Source organism: Campylobacter concisus (assembly GCF_902460595.1).
GTDB lineage: Bacteria > Campylobacterota > Campylobacteria > Campylobacterales > Campylobacteraceae > Campylobacter_A > Campylobacter_A concisus_BL.
On record NZ_CABPVA010000003.1, the window covers coordinates 143,521 to 162,849 of the forward strand.

The window sequence follows — 19,329 nt, forward strand, 5'->3', positions numbered from 1 at the left end:
GCATTTTCTTTTTTATATATTTTAAAATTATAATTTAAGCAACTAAAATAAATTCAACGTAAAATTTAGCTTTAAATTTTATGCAAAAGCCCTGAAATACTCCATTTATTGTTTTGGATAAACAAAACAACAAAATTTAGTAAAATTTATCACAACTAACGTTATTTAGCTACTTTTTGCCATTTTTTCTTAAAAATAAAAATTAAGAGATATTATTTAACTTTTATTATAAAATACGCCGAAAATTTTAAAAGGATTTAAGATGAAAAGACTTTTTTCTAGCTTGTCTAACAAGATAGCCTTTTTGCTGACAGCTTGGATGCTAATAGGCATAGGCATATTTTTTAGTATAAACTACTCAAATTCCAAATCGGAAAAAATTCAGTCGTACAACAACGTACGAAAAACAGGGCTTAAATCGACGATGTACTTTGTCGATGAGTTTTTAAAGTCAAGACTTCACATGGTGCAAGCCTTTGCAAAAGAGCTAGGGGATAAAAAGCTCTATGCTAGCAGGGACGACATAGCTGAGGCGCTAAAGGGTGCGTTTGTCATTTCGCCATTTGACGCGCTATTTGTAGGCTATGCGGATAATGGCAACGTCATCAAGACTGATCTTTTGAAAAACAACGAGCCATTTTTGATACCAAATTTTGACGGCCGCACAAGGGCTTGGTTTAAGGGTGCGAGCAGCAGCGGCAAGCCTGGATTTTCAGAGCCATACGTAGATGTCACGACAAAGAATTTAACCATCACAGCCTACGCTCCTATCTTTGATGGCAACCACAAGCTTGTGGCGGTAATTGGCGCAAATATCTTCTTAAACGGCCTTAGCGAAGAGCTTTTAGAGATAAAAACAACTAAGACTTCAAACATCATGATCGCCGATGATAACGGCAAAGTGATAGTTCATCCTGATATAAATTTAGTCTCAAACGAAGATGAAACCTATAAAAACCTCATCAAAGAAAATATGAAAAACAGCATAGATAGCGACAAGGTTTCGCTATTTTTCCATAATGGCATGAGAAACGTCATCTACTGCCAAAACCAAAAGCTAACAGGCTGGAACGTCTGTATAGTGGCTGATGCTGATGAGTTTGTAGCTGAAATAAAAAGCGCTTCAAATAAGCAAATTTTGATGTTTAGTCTATTTTTGATCTCAGTCATCATAGCTATCATCGTGGTCGTTAGATACTTCTTAAGGCCGGTTCTAACGATACAAAATGGGCTAATCGAGGTCTTTAAATTTATAAACAACAAAACTTCAAACGTCGAGCCTATCAAGCTAAAAACAAGCGACGAGCTAGGCATTATGGCTAGCATCATCAACGAAAATATAGAAAGCACAAAAGAGAATTTAAATAGCGAGCGCGAATTTCTAGCTAAAACGCAAGAATTTGTAAGCAAGATAAAAGGTGGCGACTTTAGAGCAACGCTTGAAGCGACGACAAATAGCCAAGCTCTGCTTAAACTAAAAGAGGCATTTGGCGAGCTACGTGACGCACTAAAGACAAATATCGCTTCAAATGAGCATGACATCTTAAAAGCGCTAGAAATTTACTTTAAAAACGACTTTACCGCTAGGATAAACGACGAGGGCGTCATCGCAAAAGGTATCGACGCACTTGGCGATAAGATCGCGCAGATGCTAAAAAACAACGAAGAGATCGCAAAACTGCTAGAAGACCGCGCAAAGGCACTAAAAGGCTACATGCAAGAGCTCACTACTAAGGCAAACAAGAGTGCGACTTCGCTCTCTGAGGGTGCGGCTGCGGTTGAGCAAATGAGTGCGTCTATGAGGCAGGTAAATGCAAGATCAGATGATGTCAAAAGGCAGTCTGAGGAGATAAAAAATATCATCACCATCATCCACGACATCGCCGATCAGACAAATTTACTAGCTCTTAACGCTGCAATAGAAGCAGCACGTGCGGGCGAGCATGGCAGGGGCTTTGCGGTGGTGGCTGATGAGGTTAGAAATTTAGCCGAGCGCACTCAAAAAAGCCTTGGCGAGATCGAAGCAAATGCAAATATCCTAACTCAAAATATCGACGACATGAGTGCGGCGATAAATGAGCAAACCATAGCGATCGCTCAGATAAACACGCTAGTTGCCGATATCGACAACCTAACAAAAGAAAATCTTGAAGTGGCAAATCAAACAAACAAGGCCACAAACGAGGTCGATGAGATAGCTGATCAGATCGTAAAAGAGGTCGCTAAAAACAAATTTTAGTGATTTTGGTCCTAGCAAACCAGCTAGGGCCTTTTGTTAAAACATTTTTGCAACATTTCTGATATAATCCACGCATGAAGTACGCACATTTAGTTCAAATAGCAGATTATCTATCAAAATTTAAAAAGATAAGCCAAGCAAAGCGCGTAAGCGACATGGCTATACTTATCGAATTTAGCGGCGAAAAGATCATTTTTGATCTAAATAAGTCAAACTCAGCGATCTACAAAGATGATGAGCTAAAAGAGGCGAAAATTTATCAAGCACCCTTTGACAACGTCCTAAAAAAGCGTTTTAACGCCTCACACATAAAAAGCGTCGAGTGCCTAAAAGACAATAGAATTTTAAAATTTACCTGCACACAAAGTGGCTCATATAAAAGCGAAAATTTTATACTTTATCTTGAATTTACAGGCCGCTTTACAAACGCCGTGATAACTGACGAAAATAACGTCATCATCGAGGCGTTAAGGCATATCGATAATAGCTACCGAAAAATAGAAACTGGCGAAGTTTTAGTTGAGCTGCCAGCCATCGCCATAAAAGAAAAGCCGTGCGAGCCTATAACGGACTTTGATGAGTTTTTTAAAAGTGAAGCCACTAGGATAAATGAAGCAAGGATAGCTGGGCTAAAAGAGGCAAAGCTTGCTAGCGTGCAAAAAAAGATAGATAGCATGAGTGAAATTTTAAACTCGCTTGAAGATAAAGATGAGCTTATGAAAAAGAGCGAGGAGTTTGCAAACTACGGCACGCTTTTGCTTGCAAATTTGGCAAATTTTAAGGGCTATGAGAGAGAAATTTGCCTGAAAGATTTTGACGGCAACGAGATAAAACTAACTCTTAGCGATACACCCAAAAATAGCGCAAATGAATTTTATGCAAGATCAAAAAAACTTCGGGCAAAAGCACTTGGAGTGGAGATAGAAAAGAGAAATTTAAGTGAAAAGATCGAGTTTTTAGAAGGTCTAAAGTCACTTTTAAAAGAGGCAAATAGTGCCTATGAGCTTGAAATTTTAAGCCCAAAAAACAAGGCAAAACAAAGAGAGAGACACATAAAAGATGTGAGCGAAAATGCTGAAATTTTTTACGTTAGAGAGTTTAAAATTTTAGTTGGCAGAAACGAAAAAGGCAATATAAATTTACTTGATCTAGCCAAAAAAGATGACATCTGGCTTCATCTAAAAGACGCCCCAAGTGCTCACGTCATCGTTAAAACAAACAAAAGCAAAGTGCCTGAGGATGTGCTAGAGATGGCGGCTAAATTTTGCGTGGAGTTTAGCGTAAAAGGGGCTGGCAGATACGAGGTGGATTACACCAAACGCGAAAATTTAAGGCGTGAAAATGGCGCGAACGTCACTTACACAAACTACAAAACGATCATCATAAATAAAGGCTAAAAATGGCGGTAACACCTTTAGGAAACAGCAACTTCATCAACCAAAACGCCCCAGTCGTCTCGCAGGTGCATGCAAACCAGCAAGCACGCTTTGACATGCAAGCGCTAATGGCATCTGAGCTAGCCACCCAGCAAAACGAGGAGATCAAAGAGGTGCGTCCGACGGAGGAGTCGTATAGACTTGATCCTGAAAAAGAGCACGAGCGTCAAAAGAGCGAAGAAGAGGCGAGCGAGTTTGAAAATGAAGAGCAAAACGCAAAAGCTAAAGATGAAGAGGCCTTAAAGGACGAGCTTGATAGCGAAGAAGAGAGCGAAGAGCCACACGTTTTGGATATAAAAATTTAAACTTTAAATTTAAAGACCATGGTTTAAATTTGCAACCTTTGTTTTTGAAATTTTACTAGCTATCTGCGCCTTAAAATCAAAAAAAGATCATTTAAAAAGCAGAAATTTAAAAGAAGTAAAAGTGGCGAGAGGATGAGAGAATCGAACTCCCCACCAGACGGTCAACCGCCCAGTCATCGGGTTTGAAGCCCGTGAGCATCACCAGATTACTTTATCCTCCGTGAGCGTTATTTTAGCAGATTTAGATAAATTTTAGCCCATTTTCTATAAACTTTTTGAAATTACAAAAGGATTTATGATTTCTAAATTTAGCGTTTTTGCATTTTTGGTCTTATTTTTTTGCTCTTGCTCCTCAGTCCTCACCCCAGCAACAGCGCCACTAAATGTATATGACGCATACTCTATTTCTCGCGATAAACGCGGTATCTACTCGATCTCTCGTGATAAATTTATCCAAAGCAAGCTACAAAGCAAAATTTTCTTTTCAAAAGGACTTAGTAACATCGACATCGAGATAGAGGTCTTTTACGGCGATGCCTATCTCATAGGGCTTGTTGATAGCAAAGAGCTTGAAGATAAGCTAGTTGAGCTTGCCAAAAGCACGGACGGTGTGCGCAAAATTTACACCTATCTTAGGGCAAAAAAGAGCGAGTATCCGTGCGATAGCCTAAGCATTCTTGCAAATTTAAAGCAAAATCTCTTCAAAGATAGCGTCGTTGAGGGTACAAATGTGCGTGTTAGCATCGTTGGCTGTGACGTTGTTTTTAGCGGTGTGGTAGATAGCATCGAGCAAGAAAAGCATGCCATTTGGTACGCTAAGCACATTGATGGCGTGGCGGATGTCTATTCGTTTATCAAAGTTATCAAATAAATTTATACCTCGCGCTTTTTCACAAAACTAGCTATCAGACTTGGCAAGATGATGAGCGCTCCAAGCAGCATAAAGACCATAACAAGATCGGTCAGCAAACCAAAATAAATAGTCGGTATAAAGTTGCTTGTTATCATCACGCTAAATCCAAGGAAAATGGTAAATGAGGTGTAATACATCGCGTATCCTATGCTAGCGTGTGCAGCCTTGATGCTTTCAAAAACATCCTTTGTAAGCAGCTCCTCTTTGAAGCGGTGGATGTAGTGGATGATATCATCAACGCCGATACCTATACTAATGGCCGCTATCGTAATGCTCATCACATCAAGCGGTATGCCAAAAAATCCCATCACGCCAAAGAGCGTGCAAAGCGGGATCAAATTTGAGACTATCGCGATGGTTGCTAGCTTGATACTTCTAAAAACAAAGCAAAATATGACAAAAAGTATCGCAACCGTTAGTCCAAATGTATCAACCTGCGAGCTAAGTAAATTTTGAAGCATGTTGTTATAAAGCACCATCATACCAACAACTTCGATGCTTACATTATCGTTTTTAGTAAGCTTGGAAAGCCCAGCCTTAAGCTCTTTTAAAAACTCATTTCGCCTAAGCTCAGAGTCGCTATCGATGATCCTTAAACTAAATCTAAGCTCATCGTTTTCGACGCTCACGTAAGGACTTAACAAGATGTTTTTATACTCAAGTGGTAGCTTCTCATACATCGCTGCTAGCAAAAAATCATCACTAACGCCGTTATTTAACTCTTTTATCGCCTTTATGAGAGTTGCAAGAGAGCTTACGTTACCTACAAAATTTTGCTGCGCCAAATGGTCGTGAATTTTCTCTGCAACTCTTGTGTGGTAGCTGTTAAACCAGTATTTCGCGCTCTTTGCGTCGTTTTCAAACTCACTTTCAAAGTCATCTTTTTCTTCGCCACTCTCTTGCTTTGGCTCGCTCTCTTTAAATTTCACTATCACATCAACCGGGATCGTGCCACCAAGCTTTGTGTCGATGACTTGCATGCCTTGACGGATCTGCGTGCTCTCTTTAAAGTAGCCAATGAAGCTGTTCTCGACCTTTATCTTACTGATGCCATAGATGCCAAAGCAGACGACTAGCACGCAAACTGCGTAGATGATCTTTCTTGAGTTTAGGGCTAAATTTGCGCAGTATTTTGTAAATTTAAAGCTATTTTCAAATGTCCTAACAGGAGCAAGCTTCTTTAAATTTACATTTATCGCGCCAAATAGCAAAAATGCAAGCACAAGTGAAACGCTAATACCAGCACTCATCATAATGCCAAGCATGATAACTGGCTTTATATCGGCACTCATTAATGAGCTAAAGCCAATGACTGTCGTAAATATCGCCCAAAAAGATGGAGAAAATTTGTCACGAAGTGTCAGATAGATGAGCTGATTTTGGCTGTATTTTGGATGTCTTGCGTAAAATTCTCTGTAGCTTACGACTAGGTGGATGACTGTTGAAATGGTGATAATTAGCTGAAGTGCGATGTAGTTTGAGCTAATGACCGTCACTTCCCAGCCAAACATACCAAAAATCCCAGTCGTAAAAATAGCACTTACCGCGCAGATAAACATCGGCAAGACGATCCATCTCACCTGCCTGAAAAATAGCCACAAACTAAAGCTAAGAAGCGCTAGAACGCTTAGCCCATAAACCAAAAGATCGCTCTTTATAAAGCCTATCATATCATCAGCGATCATGTTTGCGCCGCCTAAAAATAGCTCATCGTTTGCGTTAAATTTAGCGATGGCTGCCTTTATGGCTTCAAGGTTTTTGTGATCGCTCTTTCTAAGCTCATCACGGTAGGCTTTAAACTCCGCTAAAAGCGCTTTAAATTTAAGCTTTTCAGCCTGCGTGATAGTGCCGTTTGACTCTTTTTGACTAAGTAAATTTCGCTCATTTAAAAGCTCGTTAAATTTATCATCTTGCTTTAAATTTAGCGCGATCGCTGTAGTTTTTAGATCTTTGCTTATCAAATTTCCGCTATAAATGGGGCTTTTTGCAAACTCAAGCTTTGCTTTTGAGATATTTATATCTTTATCACTTAGCGTTGGAGTGTGATCTAAGATGCCTGTAACGCCGCCTTTTACGCTATTTAGAAGTGGCACGTTTAAGATAGAGATGACGCTGCTAACCATATCATTTTTGGCTAGCTCATCGCTTAAATTTTTAATAAGCTCTAAATTTTTAGGTGAAAAAAGATCATCTTTTGGGGTAAAAGCGACCACCAAAAGCCCTGGCGAGTCATAGCGCTTTGCGATCTGCCTATAAGCTTTTAGATCAGGGTCATGCTCAAGCAACAAGGTCTCAGCCGAAGCATCGATACTAAGCTTTGTGCTAAGGTAGCCAAAAACTACGCTTAGAACTAGCACAAGCGAGATAACAAGCTTGTTTTTGGCAATGATAAATTTAAAAATTTGTTGCATTAAGGATTGGTTTTGTTTTGATCAGGCAAAACCGCTTCGTTTAGTTTTTGTAAAAGCGTATTAAAATCGCCATTGTTTAGCACGTCGCCAAACTGACTTCTATAAGTTTGAATGATACTCACACCAACGATATCAAGGTCATAAATGAGCCAGCCACGCTCTTTTGCATCGTAAAATTTATAGACAAATTCATAGTTTTTACCGTCATTTAGAAGCTCAGATGTGAGCCAGTATCTATTTTTTTGAGGCTCACTCTCTCCAGTGATGTGGATCTGTTGGTCTTTGTAGCCTAAAAGTTTGTCTATGTATGAGCTTTTTAGCTTTTGCTCAAATGCAGCGTCAAATTTAGCTTGCTCGTCAGCACTTAGGCTATTGTAGCGTTTGCCAAGGCTGATCTTTGCCATTTGTTTGTAGTCAAATAGTGGATCAAGCAGAGCAAAAATCTCTTTTGTCTTTGCATTATTATCTAAATTTGTATTTTTTAAAATTTCAATCACCTTTGTTGTCTTTGCCTCTATCTCAGGCTTTATCTGCTCTTTTGAGAGGGCAAAAAGGCTAGTTGCTAAAAGTAAAATCGCCGCTATAATTTTTAAAATTTTCATACTTACTCCTTGATAAGTTTATCGCGTCTTTGCTCGTAAGCATCGCGTAAAAATGGATATAGATCGATCGCATCTTTTCTTAGTTTTTCATAAGCAGTTGGATCTTGTGAAAAGCTGTTAAACGCCCTATATGACTTGATGCCAGCCGATAAAAGCATAGGATCAACGTAGCTGATAGGATCAGCAAAATAGTCTCCAACTAGGCCGCCAGTATCTCTTAAATTTGATGGTCCTATAAGTGGCCAAACGATGTGAAAGCCGCTTCCAAGCCCCCAGTAGCCAAGGGTTTGTCCAAAGTCCTCGTTGTGAGCCTTTAGTTCATAGTATTTTGCCCCGTCCGTTAGCCCTCCAAAGCCAATTATCGTGTTTGCTAAAAATCGCAAAGTCTCTTCGCCAGCATTTTGAAATTTAAACTGAAGCAGGTTATTTACAAAACGAACTGGAAAAAGGAGGTTGTCAAAGAAATTTGCAACCATCGTTCTAGCTGTGGCTGGCACGACATAAGCGTAGCCTTTTGCTACTGGAGTTAGCATGTTTATATAGATAAAGTCATTTACGTTTGTCATCACTCGGTTGTAGCCACTAAGTGGGTCAAATACATCTTTTTTTGCTTCAAATTCAACATCAAAGTCATCATTTTCATTGCCATTAGTCGCGTTTATGTCGGCGCTGGCACAGGCTAAAAGCAGGCTACAAAAGATAGCAAGCAAAAATTTCATCATAAAACCTTAAAATTTATTTATAAAATGTGGCTTAGATTTTATCCTCTTGAAACTTTACAAAAAGTTAAAGAAAATTTGTAATTTAAGCTTGCGAATTAATATAATTAGATATACTTTGCAAATTATTATTATATATTTAGAGGTTAAAAATTTGAAAGCAGATATAAATTTAGAGCTATTTCTAGGCGAAGATACGCAGGTTTTAGCAAAGCATATAGCGCTACTTAAGGCGATAAAAGAGACAAAAAGTATCACAAAAGCAGCTGAGGTTGTCGGCATATCATACAAAAACGCTTGGGACTGCTTAGATACGATAAACAACAAAAGCAGCAAGCCTCTCATCATAAGAGCTGATGGCAACAAGAAAAATAGCGGCTCAGAGCTTAGCCCATACGCCAAAAAACTGATAAAAATTTACGACGCTATCCTCGAGACGCAAAAGGATTTTTTGCAAAAAATTTGTCAAAAGGTTGATTTTGAAGATGTTGATATCATAAATTTACAAAGGATGAGTATGAATTTAAGCGCTAGAAACCAGCTCTCATGCGAGATCGTTAGTATAAATAGAGGCGCTGTAAATTCTGAGATCACCGCAAAGCTAAGTAACGGCAACACGCTTGAAGCGACCATAACAGTCGAAAGCGAGAAAAATTTAGGCCTAAAAGTGGGTCAAAAGGTAGTTTTCATCTTTAAAGCGCCCTCTGTCATCCTTGCAAAAGATCTTGATATAAAAATAAGCACTAAAAATCAGCTAAAAGGTGAGGTCATCGAGGCAAAGATAGGCGCTGTAAATGCCGAGGTCACGCTAAAACTAAGTGATGAGCAGACCCTAACTGCCATCATCACAAAAGATAGCGCAATGGATATGCAAATAGGCGTTGGCGACACGCTTTTAGCAATAGTAAAATCATCTCAAATCATAATAGGAGTATAAATGAAAAAGGTTTTTAAATTTCTATGCGCAGCGGCTCTGCTTGCCATAAACGCACTTGGCGCAGAGGTAAATATCTATGCCGCGGCAAACACGACTTATGCGTTTCCTGAGCTTATAAAAGAGTTTAACAAGCTTCATCCAGACGCTAAGATCAACCTAACTCTTGGCGCAAGCGGTGGTCTTGTCACGCAGATACAAAACTCGGCCCCAGCTGATATCTTCATGGCTGCTGATATGGGCTTTGCACAAAAAGCCTACGACACAGGCTTTGCAGTGGCTGCTCCAAAAGTTTATGCGCAAGGCGCTTTGGCGATCTTTTCTATAAGAGATGTGGACTTTAAAAAGGGTATCAAAGTGGTTCGCGGCTTAAAAGCGATCTCGGTAGCAAACCCAGAAACCGCACCTTATGGCAAGGCTAGCATCGAGGCTCTTAAAAACGCAAAAATTTATGACGAAGTAGAGAAAAACATCGTCTATGCTCAAAAAATTTCTGAGACACTTTCTCAGGCACTGAGTGCTTCAGATGTTGGATTTATCGCTGCTAGCGCGCTTTTTAGCGAGAAAATGGCAAAATACAAAGAGGGCACCAACTACATCTTCGTGCCTCAAGAGCTCTACACTCCGATCGATCAAGGCATCGTGCTCTTAAAACATGCTGATAATAACGCTGATGCGAAAGCATTTTATGAGTTTATCTTGGGCGAAAAGGCAAGAGAAATTTTTAAGAAATTTGGCTACAACGTCCCAGCTAAATGATAAAAGCAAAGATCGTTCAAATTTCATCCAAAGATGGCGTCAGTTTTTTTGAGTTTGAGTGCCTAAATTTAGGGACAAATTTATATATGCTAGCCTTAAATGAGGCTAGCAAATTTGCTCTAAATGATGAGGTGAGCTTAAATTTCAAAAGCTCAGACGTCATCTTATCAAGGCTTAGACTTGAGGCTAGCTCTCTTGAAAATGAGCTAAAATGCGAGGTTGCTAGCATAACTTGCGGTGAAATTTTAAGCATCATTAGCCTAAAGTGTGAGCAGCTTTGCTTTGAAGCAATCATCTCAGATCACGCTCTAAAAGGGCTAAATTTAGCGGTAGGCGAGCAGGTATTTGCCTACGTTAAATCAACAAGTATCCACGTAAGTGCTTAAAAATGATAGAAATTTCTTGCAAAAAAGAGCTAAATGGCGGTGGCGGTAAATTTATGCTTGAGGCTGAGCTTGCCTTTGAAAGTGGCGAGTTTATCGCACTTTATGGAGCAAGTGGCGGAGGTAAAACTACGATTTTAAGGCTTATCGCTGGCTTTGAAGCCCCACAAAGTGGCGTGATAAAGGTTGGAGATAATATCTTTTTTGATGAAAAGACAAATTTAGCCCCGCAAAAGCGAAATATCGGCTTTTTGTTTCAAGACTACGCACTTTTTGAAAATATGAATGTCTTTAAAAATTTACTCTTTGCAAATAATGATGAAAATTTAGCAAACAAACTGCTTGAAATTTGCGAGCTAAAGAGCCTAAAAAATGCGAAAATTGGTGAACTTTCAGGCGGTCAAAAGCAGCGCGTGGCACTTGCTCGTGCAGTGATGAGAAAGCCAGAAATTTTACTACTTGATGAGCCACTAAGTGCCCTAGATAACGCCATGCGCGAGAAGCTGCAGGATTATTTACTAGCACTTCACGATGAGTTTAAGATGAGTGTTATCTTAGTAAGTCACGACATAGCTGAAATTTACAAGCTTTGTAGCAAGGTTTTTGTCCTTGAAAATGGCAAAATTTCAAGGTCTGGCAGTGCGAGTGAGATATTTTTAAAAAGCGCAGGATCGCAAAAATTTGCGTTTAACGCTAAGGTTTTAGAGATCAAAAAGCGTGACGCCATTTTTGTAGCAAGCGTGCTAATAAACCGCCAAATTTGCGAGATCGTGCTAAGTAGCGCAGAAGCTAGTGGGCTAAGAGCTGGCGACACGGCCATAGTTAGCACAAAAGCCTTTAGCGTAAATTTGGTAAAGACATGATGAGTGAGCTAGCAAATATTGATTATGAGCCGTTTTGGCTTTCGCTAAAACTCTCTTTTATCACGACATTTATACTATTTTTCTTCTGCGTGGCACTGGCTTATTTTATGTCGCAAAAGAAATTCTTTGGCAAGGCATTTTTAGAGTCCATCATCTCACTGCCTTTGGTGCTGCCGCCAAGCGTTCTTGGCTTTTATCTGCTCATTTTTCTCTCGCCTTACTCATTTTTTGGCAAATTTATAGAAGAGCTCTTTGGCGTGAGGCTAGTTTTTAACTTCACAGGCCTTGTTGTGGCAAGCTGCATCTACTCGCTGCCATTTATGTTTGGGCCCATTTACGCTGGGCTAAATAGCCTAAAAAAGAGCCTTTTTGAGGCGAGCTACAGCCTTGGTAAAAGCAAGCTCACGACCATTTTTAGGGTGATCTTGCCAAGTATCAGGTCAAATTTACTAACCGCAATCGTCGTTAGTTTTGCTCATACGATGGGCGAGTTTGGCGTGGTTTTGATGATAGGTGGCAGCGTGGCTGGCGAGAGCAAGGTCGCTAGCATCGCGATATTTGAAGCAGTTGAGATGCTTGACTATACCAAAGCTCACATCTACGCACTTTTGATGCTAATAATCAGCTTTTTCGTCCTTTTTATCGTCTATCTCTTAAATTCTAAAAAAGCTTAAAGATATATAATAGATAAAATTTTTAAAGGACGAAACATGATAAAAGTGCCTACAAGTATCTATTTAAGGACTTTAGACGGTAAAGAATTTGACTTTTCAGCCTTTGCAAGGACCCACGACTGCGTAGTTTTTATCTATCCAAAGATAGGCGAGGACTTCGGGCTTTTAAGCGAGCAGTTACAAAAAACTGCTGGCATGAAAGGCTGCACCAAGCAAGCGATAAACTACAAAAAACTTCTTAAAGAATTTAATGATCTTGGCTTTATGGTAGTGGCTATTGGCTCCCAAGATATCGCGGCTCAAAAGAAATTTGAAGAAGAGACGGCAACCGGCGTGATGTTTTTAAATGATAGCGAGTTTATGCTAGAGCGCGCGCTTGAGCTTCCAGTCTTTGCTGCTTCAAATGGGCATAAATTTTACTTTCGTCAAACACTTATCATAAAAGGTGGCAATATAAGGCGCGCATATATCGTTGATGAGCCTGAAAACGACGCTAAAAATATGCTGGAGAAGATAAAAAACGAAGACTACTGAGGATAGAAAATGGACAAAAATAGCAAGATCGAAAAGTCTTACGACGAACTAACATATAAATCAGCAGCATTTGCGCAGTCATCGCCCTATAAACTAGAGGCTTGCGCCACACTTCTTGGTATCAATCCACCGCCTTGCAAAAACGCAAAAGTTTTGGAGATAGGGTGCAGTTTTGGTGGAAATTTGATCCCATTTGCCGTAAATAACAAGGATGCAAGAGTAGTTGGCATCGACCTTAGCGGCGAACAAATAAGGCGTGGTAAAGAGATCGTAAAAGAGATAGGACTAAGCAATTTAGAGCTAATTCACGGCGATATCTGCGAGTTTAAAAGCGATGAGAAATTTGACTACATCATAGCTCACGGCGTCTTTAGCTGGGTGCCTGACTTTGTGAAAGATGCTATTTTAAGGGTCGTAAGAGAAAATTTAAGCCAAAACGGCGTGGCGTTTATCTCTTACAATGTCTATCCTGGCTGGAAGATAAAAGATGTCGTGCGTGATCTTATGCTACTTGCCGCAAAGGATCAGAATAGCACAGAAGAGAGGCTAAAAGCTGCTAAAGAGGCGCTTTTAATCTTTAAGGAAATTTTACTAGCCAAAGACAATGAAATATACGAGAAACAAATACCTCTCAAGGTACTTCTTTTTTGGATAGATAATATTCTTAGCAAAAGTGATTTTTACGTAGCACATGAGTTTTTAGAAGAGATAAACGATCCATTTTACTTTAAAGATTTTAACGCTATGCTTGTTAAAAACGAGCTTGCCTATCTTTGCGAATGCGGACTTGAAGATATATTGGCTCCTAATATTGGCATGGAACTTGCAGATAGCTATAAAGATAAGAAATTTAAAGACAGGATCGATCTAGAGCAGTTTATAGATATAGTTAGCAACAGGGTCTTTAGACAAAGCCTCATCGTGCATGCTAAGGCTTATGAGAGTGTGGCAAACAAACAAATAGGACCAAGTGATGTAAATAAAATTCACATTGTGGATGACTTTATAAAAAAAGATGATGGGTGGCACGATAAATTTGCTCTTATGCCTCAAGATATCTCTTGGCTTTGTGAGGTATTTTACAAAATGTATCCAGCAAGTATAAATCTCTCTCAAATTTTAGAGATTTTGCCAGAAGATAAGCTAGCAGTTTATAGCGCTTTTGTAAGGCTTTTAACAAACTCGGCAGACGCAATGATCGTAAAAGATGAGCTAAAAGATATAGAATATGCTCCAAATCACTCAAGGCTAAAGACAAATTTAACTGGCTATATAAAGTACTTTTTAAATCACAAAGATAATACAGACATAATCTTTGCAAATAAATTTGGACTCGCAGAACAGCTTAGCATGCTTGATTACTACATATTTTTACTACTTGATGGCAAAAATACTTTAGAAGAAATAACGGCTAAGAGTTTGAAATTTATAAAAGAAAACAGCATAAAAATATCTGACAAAAATGGCAAAGAGCTTAAAAATGACAGATTAGTAGCTCACATAAAAAGCTACGTCATAGGCACAGCAAAGATAGCTAGCATGCTCTATTTGCTTGAGGAAATTTAAAATGAAAAGAACTTTAGCTCTTATATTTTGTCTTTTTCTTATAGGTTGTGCTAGCAAGCCAAGCGTGAAAAATCTAAATCTTAAAAGCAGCCTAAACTACGGCGGCGAAGAGCTTGCAAAGATACTTGAGCAAGATGATGCAGTGGCATTTAGCAGCAACTTGCGTGAGGGAGTTTTCATCTATATAAGCAATGCTAAAGTCGCAAACTATCTTGGCGTAGTAAGAGCTGAGAGACACGCTAAATTTAACGTAAAAGAGCTAGGCAAAAACGATCTTTTGATAAAAAGCGTAAATGATCTAACGCAAAGCTTTGATGCCAGTTTAGAGCGAGCTAGAGAGCTAAAATGCGGCACTTTAGTGATCAGACTAAAAGATAAATTTCAAGATTTAGAAGCGGCAAATAAATTTTTAGAGCAAAACGAGAGCGCATTTTTAAAGATGAGTGGTGAGATAAGGTGCAAGTAGCCTTATCTGCCCTGCTCTATCAGCCTAAAAACTTCATCCTCTAAGCTCAAAGCATTTTTGCCAAAAGCTACGTAAAATGGGCTTTTTAGATCAGCTAGCTTGTAGCTTGGCTCGCATCTGTCGCTAGCGTTTAAGACCTTGCCACCGCTAAATTTCACTACCGCCTCGCCTGCAGCATTGTCCCAAAGATAGCTTGGGCTAAATCTCACATATATCCCGCCAAGCTCGGCTAAACGGCAAAATTTAATGGCAGATCCGATGCATTTTTGCTCTAAATTTAAACTATCTCTTATGAGCTCAACCTTCTTCGTCTCGCCTCTTCTGCTTGAAAAGATGAAGTTGTTTAAGCTTTTAGTTTTTTCATTTAGATCTTGTTTTTCTATGACCTCATCATTAGCGCCTAAAATTTCTTTAAAAGCGCCGTTTTCATCAGCGTAAAAAAGCTCTTTGCTAACTGGGATAAAAATGACACCAAGCACCGGTCTAGCCTCTTTTATAAGCGCTATACAAACGCAAAATTCGCCGTTTCTAGCTAAAAATTCTTTCGTGCCATCAAGGGGATCAACTAGCCAAAACTCATCTTTGTCACTCTCTTGCAAGATGCTCTCTTCAGAGCAAATTTTTATCCCGCTTTTGCTTAGCTCTTTTAGTATCACCTCATTTGCCGCTAGATCAGCGCTAGTTAGCGGCGAGCTGTCATCTTTTAGGCAGACTTTAAGCGCCTGGCTATTAGATGAGTAAAATTTCATTATCTCACCCCCAGCGCCGATGGCTGCCTTGATGGCTAAATTTAAAAGCTCGCTCATTTTGGTGTTCTGTTTGTCTCTCCGACGTAGAGCTGTCTTGGGCGGACGATCTTTATGCTCTCTTGCTCTTTTAGCTCGATCCACTGGCTGATCCAGCCTGGCGTCCTACCGATCACGAAAATGACGGCAAACATATTATTTGGTATGCCAAGCGCCTTTAAAATGAGCCCTGAGTGAAAGTCGACGTTTGGATATAAATTTCTACTTACAAAGTAGTCGTCATTTAGCGCGATCTCTTCGATGCGGTTGGCGATCTTTATGAGCTCTGAGCTAATGCCGATCTCATCCATCAGCTGATCTCTCATCTTTTTAAGCACCTTTGCGCGCGGATCGAAGTTTTTATAGACCCTGTGACCAAAGCCCATTAGTCTAAATGGATCGTTCTTATCCTTTGCTCTAGCGATGTATTTATCGACGTTTGCGACCGAGCCGATCTCTTCAAGCTGGCGGATGACACCCTCGTTTGCCCCGCCATGAGCCCAGCCCCAAAGTGCGCCGATACCTGCGCTTATACATGCGTATGGGTGTGCGTGCGTAGAGCCAACTGTCCTAACAGTCGTAGTCGAGGCATTTTGCTCGTGGTCAGCGTGCAGCATAAAGACCGTATCAAGCGCCTTGATCTCGATTGGCTTAAGATCGACGTGCTCGTATGGATAGCCCCTCATCATGTAGAGGAAATTTTCAGTAAAGCCACGATCTAAATTTGGATATATGATAGGAAGGCCGCGTGAGTAGCGGTAGCTAAAGGCTGCGATCGTTGGGATCTTGGCGATTATCCTCATAGCCATCTCGTGGTACTCTTCAGGCTTATCCATATTTAGGTGGTCTGAGTAAAAGGCACTTAGCGCTGAGACTGCTGCCTGCAAGATCGCCATAGGGTGCGCTTTGTCTGGAAATGCATCAAATAGCTTCATCATGCCCTCGTGTATGAAGCTCCTTTTTTTGAGCTCATCTTTAAAGCTTGCATATTGCTCGCCAGTTGGTAGCTCTTTGTTTAAAAGCAGGTAGGCAACGTCTAAAAATGTCTTATTTTCAGCCAGATAGGCGATGTCGTAGCCTCTATACATGAGCTCACCCTTTAGGCCGTCGATGTAGGTTATGGCTGAGCGGCACATCGCAGTTGAGGTATAGCCCCTGTCAAAGGTAAACATCCCAGTGTCGCTAAAAAAGGTCGATATGTCGATGACGTCTGGCCCCATCGTGCCTTTTAGAATAGGAAATTCATAGCTTTTGCCAGTTCGGTTGTCGGTCAGCGTGGCTGTATTTGATGACATTTTTACTCCTTGCTTTTTGATTGCATTAAAATTTTGATGATTATAGCTCCTATTATAGCTTGTGCGAGGCTCGCTAGGATGAAAGATGAGTAAGAATAGTCACTTATCTCGCCTGATTTGTGTGCGATAGTAGCAACTGCGATCAAAAGAGTGAGCGGCATAGACTGCGAAACGGAAAATAAAAATATCCCTCTAAAGCCAAGCTTGCCCAAAAAGAGCAAACTAGATACAACTCTCGTGCCAAGCATCGCTAAAAATATAAAAATAGCATCCTTTATCACTTCGCTAGATCCTAGGCTTGAAAGCTTAAAGGTCGAGCCTATGTGGATGAAAAATATCGGCACCAAAAAGCCAAATCCAAAGCTTGAAAGCTTGTGCGGCAAGTCCTTTTTGTGATCAAAAAATGTCGTGATAAACATACCCGCGATAAACGCACCAAAGGCGACCTCTAAATTTAGATAGAGCATCAAGGCTATCATCGTGAAAAATACCGCGATGCAAAGCCTGATGTCCTTCTCGTCCTTGTCGTAGTGTGGCATAAGCACTACTTTAAGCCCCGGATACCACCAAAAAAGCACGTCCAAAATTTTAAAGCTAAGCACGCTGATAGCCAAAAATAGGATCAAATAGCCAATCGTTAGCCATAAATTTATGCTCGCTCCAAACTGCAAGTAAGCAGCGGTAAATGTTAGAAGCGTGATGCTTAAAAGCTCGCCGATAGTTGCGATTAGCATGCTTAAATTTAGCCACTCTTGCTGCTTGCCATACTCCTTAAATAGCGTAAATATCATGCCAACGGCCATTATCGGGATGATGATGATGTAAAGCAGACTAAGCTCAAGTCCTAGCGTCAAAGCTGTGGCTAGAGCGTAGATGAGCGCTAGATAGATGAGCCCAAGGCGCAAAATTTTACGGTCGATGTTTATGAGCATCCTAAGATCGATCTCCATGCCAGCTAGAAACATCAAAAAGAAAAAGCCAACTTCGCTGATGAGCTTAAACATCTCGTTCTCGCCGACAACTCCGATGTAGCCAGCAACCGCTCCAAGTAGTATCTCAGCAGGCGCGACTGGGATGCGTAAAATTTTAGAAATATAAGGCGAAGCAAAGACGATAAATGCCAAAACGACAAGGATGCTAAGCTCGCTTGCTTGGTGTAACTGCAAAAAGATCCTTAAAATAAAAATGCCTGATTGTATAAAAAGCTTTGTTATTTTTTGATTAAGCTAAGCGAAATTTGGGCAAAATGGTGGCTATTTTTAGAAATTTGGAGTGAAATTTTATGCGTAAATTTAGCCTTTTTGTTTTGCTGTTTTTTGGTGTCATTTCTTTGGCAGATGAGCTAAGCTTGGTTGAGAGTTTTAGGTTTGATGGGAGCACATTTTATAAGAAGCAAGTGGTCAAAAACGAGAGCTTTTACTTTTTAAAAAACGAAAACATGGACGAGCACTTTGCCTCTTTTAGAGTAAAGTTTAACAAAGATGTCAAGACAAAAAGCGAGCTAGAAGAGCTAAAAAAGGCTCTTAAGCAAGATAAAAATGTGCTTTTTAGCGAAGAAAATGATCAAATTTTAGCTCTTATAAAAGATGAAACTAAGAGCAAAAATATAGAAATAATCCACTTTTTGCTTAAAAAAGATGGAGTTTTAATGCTTTCGTATGAGAGAATTTACGACCCAAAAACCTCAGCAGATGCGCTCAAACCAGTGCTTTTAAGCGAAGCTAGAAATTTTATGCTGCAGATGCCAAAGATAGAAGCTAGGTAGAGGGGCGCATGTGGCGAAGCTACGCACTGCATGCGTTTGTATATCGGTGAGCGTCAAGTAAATTTTAAGAGCAATTTCGGCTCTAAAATTTGAGCTAAGCTGAAAGCGAAGTCAAATTTTAGTAGTCAATTCTTGCGAGTGAATGGAATTTTAAAATTTGCAAAATAGCTTTATTAAATTTGCAAATTTTCTTTTTATTCAAATTATTCAAAAGGGAGACAAGGGGACTCGAGTTACGAGGCCGTCCCCTTATCCCCCTTTTTAAATCCCCTGTCTGCTTGCAGTTACGAGACGAAGTCGAAGTAAAAACCCCTCGCACGTTGGAGGTGCATGCGATAGCACTGTCGTGCCACATACAGTTAAAAAATCTAACAAAATTTAAATTTATAAACAGCTCTGTTAAATTTGCAAGCTCTCACAAATTTTTACCAAGCAAAATGCCAAAATAGCTTGCGATCAGGCAAAGGATAAGGTTTAAAAATATATTTAAAAAGCCTTTTATGAGTTCGCCTTCTAGTAAAAATTTAACGCTATCAAGGCTAAAGCTTGAAAACGTGGTAAAGCCGCCAAGTATGCCAACGACTAAGAAAACCCTCACACTTTGGCTTAAATTTAGACAAAATAAAACGCCTATAATGAAGCTGCCAAGCACATTTACGCCAAGCGTGGTTAGCGGAAAG

At 39.9% G+C, this 19,329-nt stretch carries 20 protein-coding genes, 1 tRNA gene and 1 pseudogene; 14 read left to right on the forward strand and 8 right to left on the reverse strand.

Going from position 1 to position 19,329, the window contains the following annotated elements:
- Positions 1-319: 319 nt before the first annotated feature.
- The 4 genes and pseudogenes from F3G86_RS11215 to F3G86_RS06950 all read left to right on the forward strand — a co-directional run.
- Positions 320-1,099: pseudogene (locus F3G86_RS11215) on the forward strand (cache domain-containing protein); the annotation flags it as partial.
- A gap of 615 nt (positions 1,100-1,714) precedes the next feature.
- Positions 1,715-2,239 (forward strand): methyl-accepting chemotaxis protein, encoded by a 525-nt coding sequence (locus F3G86_RS11220; protein WP_103575376.1) that lies wholly within the window; start codon positions 1,715-1,717, stop codon positions 2,237-2,239.
- 74 nt (positions 2,240-2,313) lie between these two features.
- Positions 2,314-3,636: an NFACT RNA binding domain-containing protein gene (locus F3G86_RS06945; protein ID WP_149723419.1), complete on the forward strand. Its 1,323-nt coding sequence runs from the start codon at positions 2,314-2,316 to the stop codon at positions 3,634-3,636.
- Between the two features lie 2 nt (positions 3,637-3,638).
- Complete coding sequence (locus F3G86_RS06950) at positions 3,639-3,980, forward strand: hypothetical protein (RefSeq protein ID WP_149723420.1); 342 nt, start codon at positions 3,639-3,641, stop codon at positions 3,978-3,980.
- Positions 3,981-4,102: 122 nt separating this feature from the next.
- Here the strand turns inward: F3G86_RS06950 and F3G86_RS06955 are convergent.
- Positions 4,103-4,200: transfer RNA gene (locus F3G86_RS06955), tRNA-Sec, on the reverse strand.
- 75 nt (positions 4,201-4,275) lie between these two features.
- On the opposite strand from F3G86_RS06955, the gene F3G86_RS06960 reads away from it, so the two are divergent.
- A complete protein-coding gene (locus F3G86_RS06960; protein ID WP_103565952.1) occupies positions 4,276-4,851 on the forward strand; it encodes a BON domain-containing protein in 576 nt (191 codons plus the stop codon).
- Between the two features lie 2 nt (positions 4,852-4,853).
- Here the strand turns inward: F3G86_RS06960 and F3G86_RS06965 are convergent, their stop codons facing one another.
- The 3 genes from F3G86_RS06965 to F3G86_RS06975 are packed head-to-tail and all read right to left on the reverse strand — an operon-like array spanning position 4,854 to position 8,625.
- Positions 4,854-7,304 carry an efflux RND transporter permease subunit gene (locus F3G86_RS06965; protein WP_149723421.1) on the reverse strand — a complete coding sequence of 817 codons (2,451 nt, stop codon included), beginning with the start codon at positions 7,302-7,304 and terminating at the stop codon, positions 4,854-4,856.
- Entirely contained in the window at positions 7,304-7,906 is a 603-nt protein-coding gene (locus F3G86_RS06970; RefSeq protein WP_103580989.1) for a Tgt2/MlaC family protein, read from the reverse strand. The genes F3G86_RS06965 and F3G86_RS06970 overlap by 1 nt, the downstream gene beginning before the upstream one ends.
- Before the next feature lie 2 nt (positions 7,907-7,908).
- The gene (locus F3G86_RS06975) at positions 7,909-8,625 is read right to left on the reverse strand and encodes an MlaA family lipoprotein (RefSeq protein ID WP_149723422.1); all 717 of its coding nucleotides are present in this window, start codon (positions 8,623-8,625) and stop codon (positions 7,909-7,911) included.
- Between the two features lie 154 nt (positions 8,626-8,779).
- Here F3G86_RS06975 and F3G86_RS06980 point away from each other — a divergent pair, with 154 nt between their 5' ends.
- The 8 genes from F3G86_RS06980 to F3G86_RS07015 are packed head-to-tail and all read left to right on the forward strand — an operon-like array spanning position 8,780 to position 14,804.
- Complete coding sequence (locus tag F3G86_RS06980) at positions 8,780-9,562, forward strand: TOBE domain-containing protein (protein ID WP_103581455.1); 783 nt, start codon at positions 8,780-8,782, stop codon at positions 9,560-9,562.
- Positions 9,563-10,318: a molybdate ABC transporter substrate-binding protein gene (modA, locus tag F3G86_RS06985; RefSeq protein WP_149723423.1), complete on the forward strand. Its 756-nt coding sequence runs from the start codon at positions 9,563-9,565 to the stop codon at positions 10,316-10,318.
- Positions 10,315-10,704 (forward strand): TOBE domain-containing protein, encoded by a 390-nt coding sequence (locus tag F3G86_RS06990; protein ID WP_149723424.1) that lies wholly within the window; start codon positions 10,315-10,317, stop codon positions 10,702-10,704. The genes modA and F3G86_RS06990 overlap by 4 nt, the downstream gene beginning before the upstream one ends.
- A gap of 2 nt (positions 10,705-10,706) precedes the next feature.
- The gene (locus F3G86_RS06995; protein WP_149723425.1) at positions 10,707-11,564 is read left to right on the forward strand and encodes a sulfate/molybdate ABC transporter ATP-binding protein; all 858 of its coding nucleotides are present in this window, start codon (positions 10,707-10,709) and stop codon (positions 11,562-11,564) included.
- A complete protein-coding gene (gene modB, locus F3G86_RS07000; RefSeq protein ID WP_149723457.1) occupies positions 11,564-12,238 on the forward strand; it encodes a molybdate ABC transporter permease subunit in 675 nt (224 codons plus the stop codon). Before F3G86_RS06995 ends, modB begins: the two co-directional genes overlap by 1 nt.
- Positions 12,239-12,274: 36 nt before the next feature.
- The gene (locus F3G86_RS07005; protein WP_012140478.1) at positions 12,275-12,772 is read left to right on the forward strand and encodes a redoxin family protein; all 498 of its coding nucleotides are present in this window, start codon (positions 12,275-12,277) and stop codon (positions 12,770-12,772) included.
- A gap of 9 nt (positions 12,773-12,781) precedes the next feature.
- Complete coding sequence (locus F3G86_RS07010; RefSeq protein WP_149723426.1) at positions 12,782-14,338, forward strand: methyltransferase regulatory domain-containing protein; 1,557 nt, start codon at positions 12,782-12,784, stop codon at positions 14,336-14,338.
- A 1-nt stretch (position 14,339) separates the two neighbouring features.
- Complete coding sequence (locus tag F3G86_RS07015) at positions 14,340-14,804, forward strand: damage-inducible protein (RefSeq protein ID WP_149723427.1); 465 nt, start codon at positions 14,340-14,342, stop codon at positions 14,802-14,804.
- Between the two features lie 2 nt (positions 14,805-14,806).
- On the opposite strand, the gene F3G86_RS07020 is transcribed toward F3G86_RS07015, so the two are convergent.
- The 3 genes from F3G86_RS07020 to F3G86_RS07030 are packed head-to-tail and all read right to left on the reverse strand — an operon-like array spanning position 14,807 to position 18,050.
- Positions 14,807-15,610, reverse strand: a complete 804-nt coding sequence (locus F3G86_RS07020; protein ID WP_149723428.1) for a 3'(2'),5'-bisphosphate nucleotidase CysQ family protein — start codon at positions 15,608-15,610, stop codon at positions 14,807-14,809.
- Positions 15,607-16,884 carry a citrate synthase gene (locus tag F3G86_RS07025; protein ID WP_149723429.1) on the reverse strand — a complete coding sequence of 426 codons (1,278 nt, stop codon included), beginning with the start codon at positions 16,882-16,884 and terminating at the stop codon, positions 15,607-15,609. The genes F3G86_RS07020 and F3G86_RS07025 overlap by 4 nt, the downstream gene beginning before the upstream one ends.
- Before the next feature lie 2 nt (positions 16,885-16,886).
- Positions 16,887-18,050 (reverse strand): cation:proton antiporter, encoded by a 1,164-nt coding sequence (locus F3G86_RS07030; protein ID WP_002940802.1) that lies wholly within the window; start codon positions 18,048-18,050, stop codon positions 16,887-16,889.
- A gap of 116 nt (positions 18,051-18,166) precedes the next feature.
- Between F3G86_RS07030 and F3G86_RS07035 the strand changes: the two genes are divergently transcribed.
- Complete coding sequence (locus F3G86_RS07035) at positions 18,167-18,649, forward strand: hypothetical protein (RefSeq protein ID WP_149723430.1); 483 nt, start codon at positions 18,167-18,169, stop codon at positions 18,647-18,649.
- A gap of 415 nt (positions 18,650-19,064) precedes the next feature.
- Here F3G86_RS07035 and F3G86_RS07040 read toward each other — a convergent pair.
- Positions 19,065-19,329: fluoride efflux transporter FluC (locus tag F3G86_RS07040; protein ID WP_149723458.1), on the reverse strand; the 265-nt coding region annotated here is incomplete at its 5' end.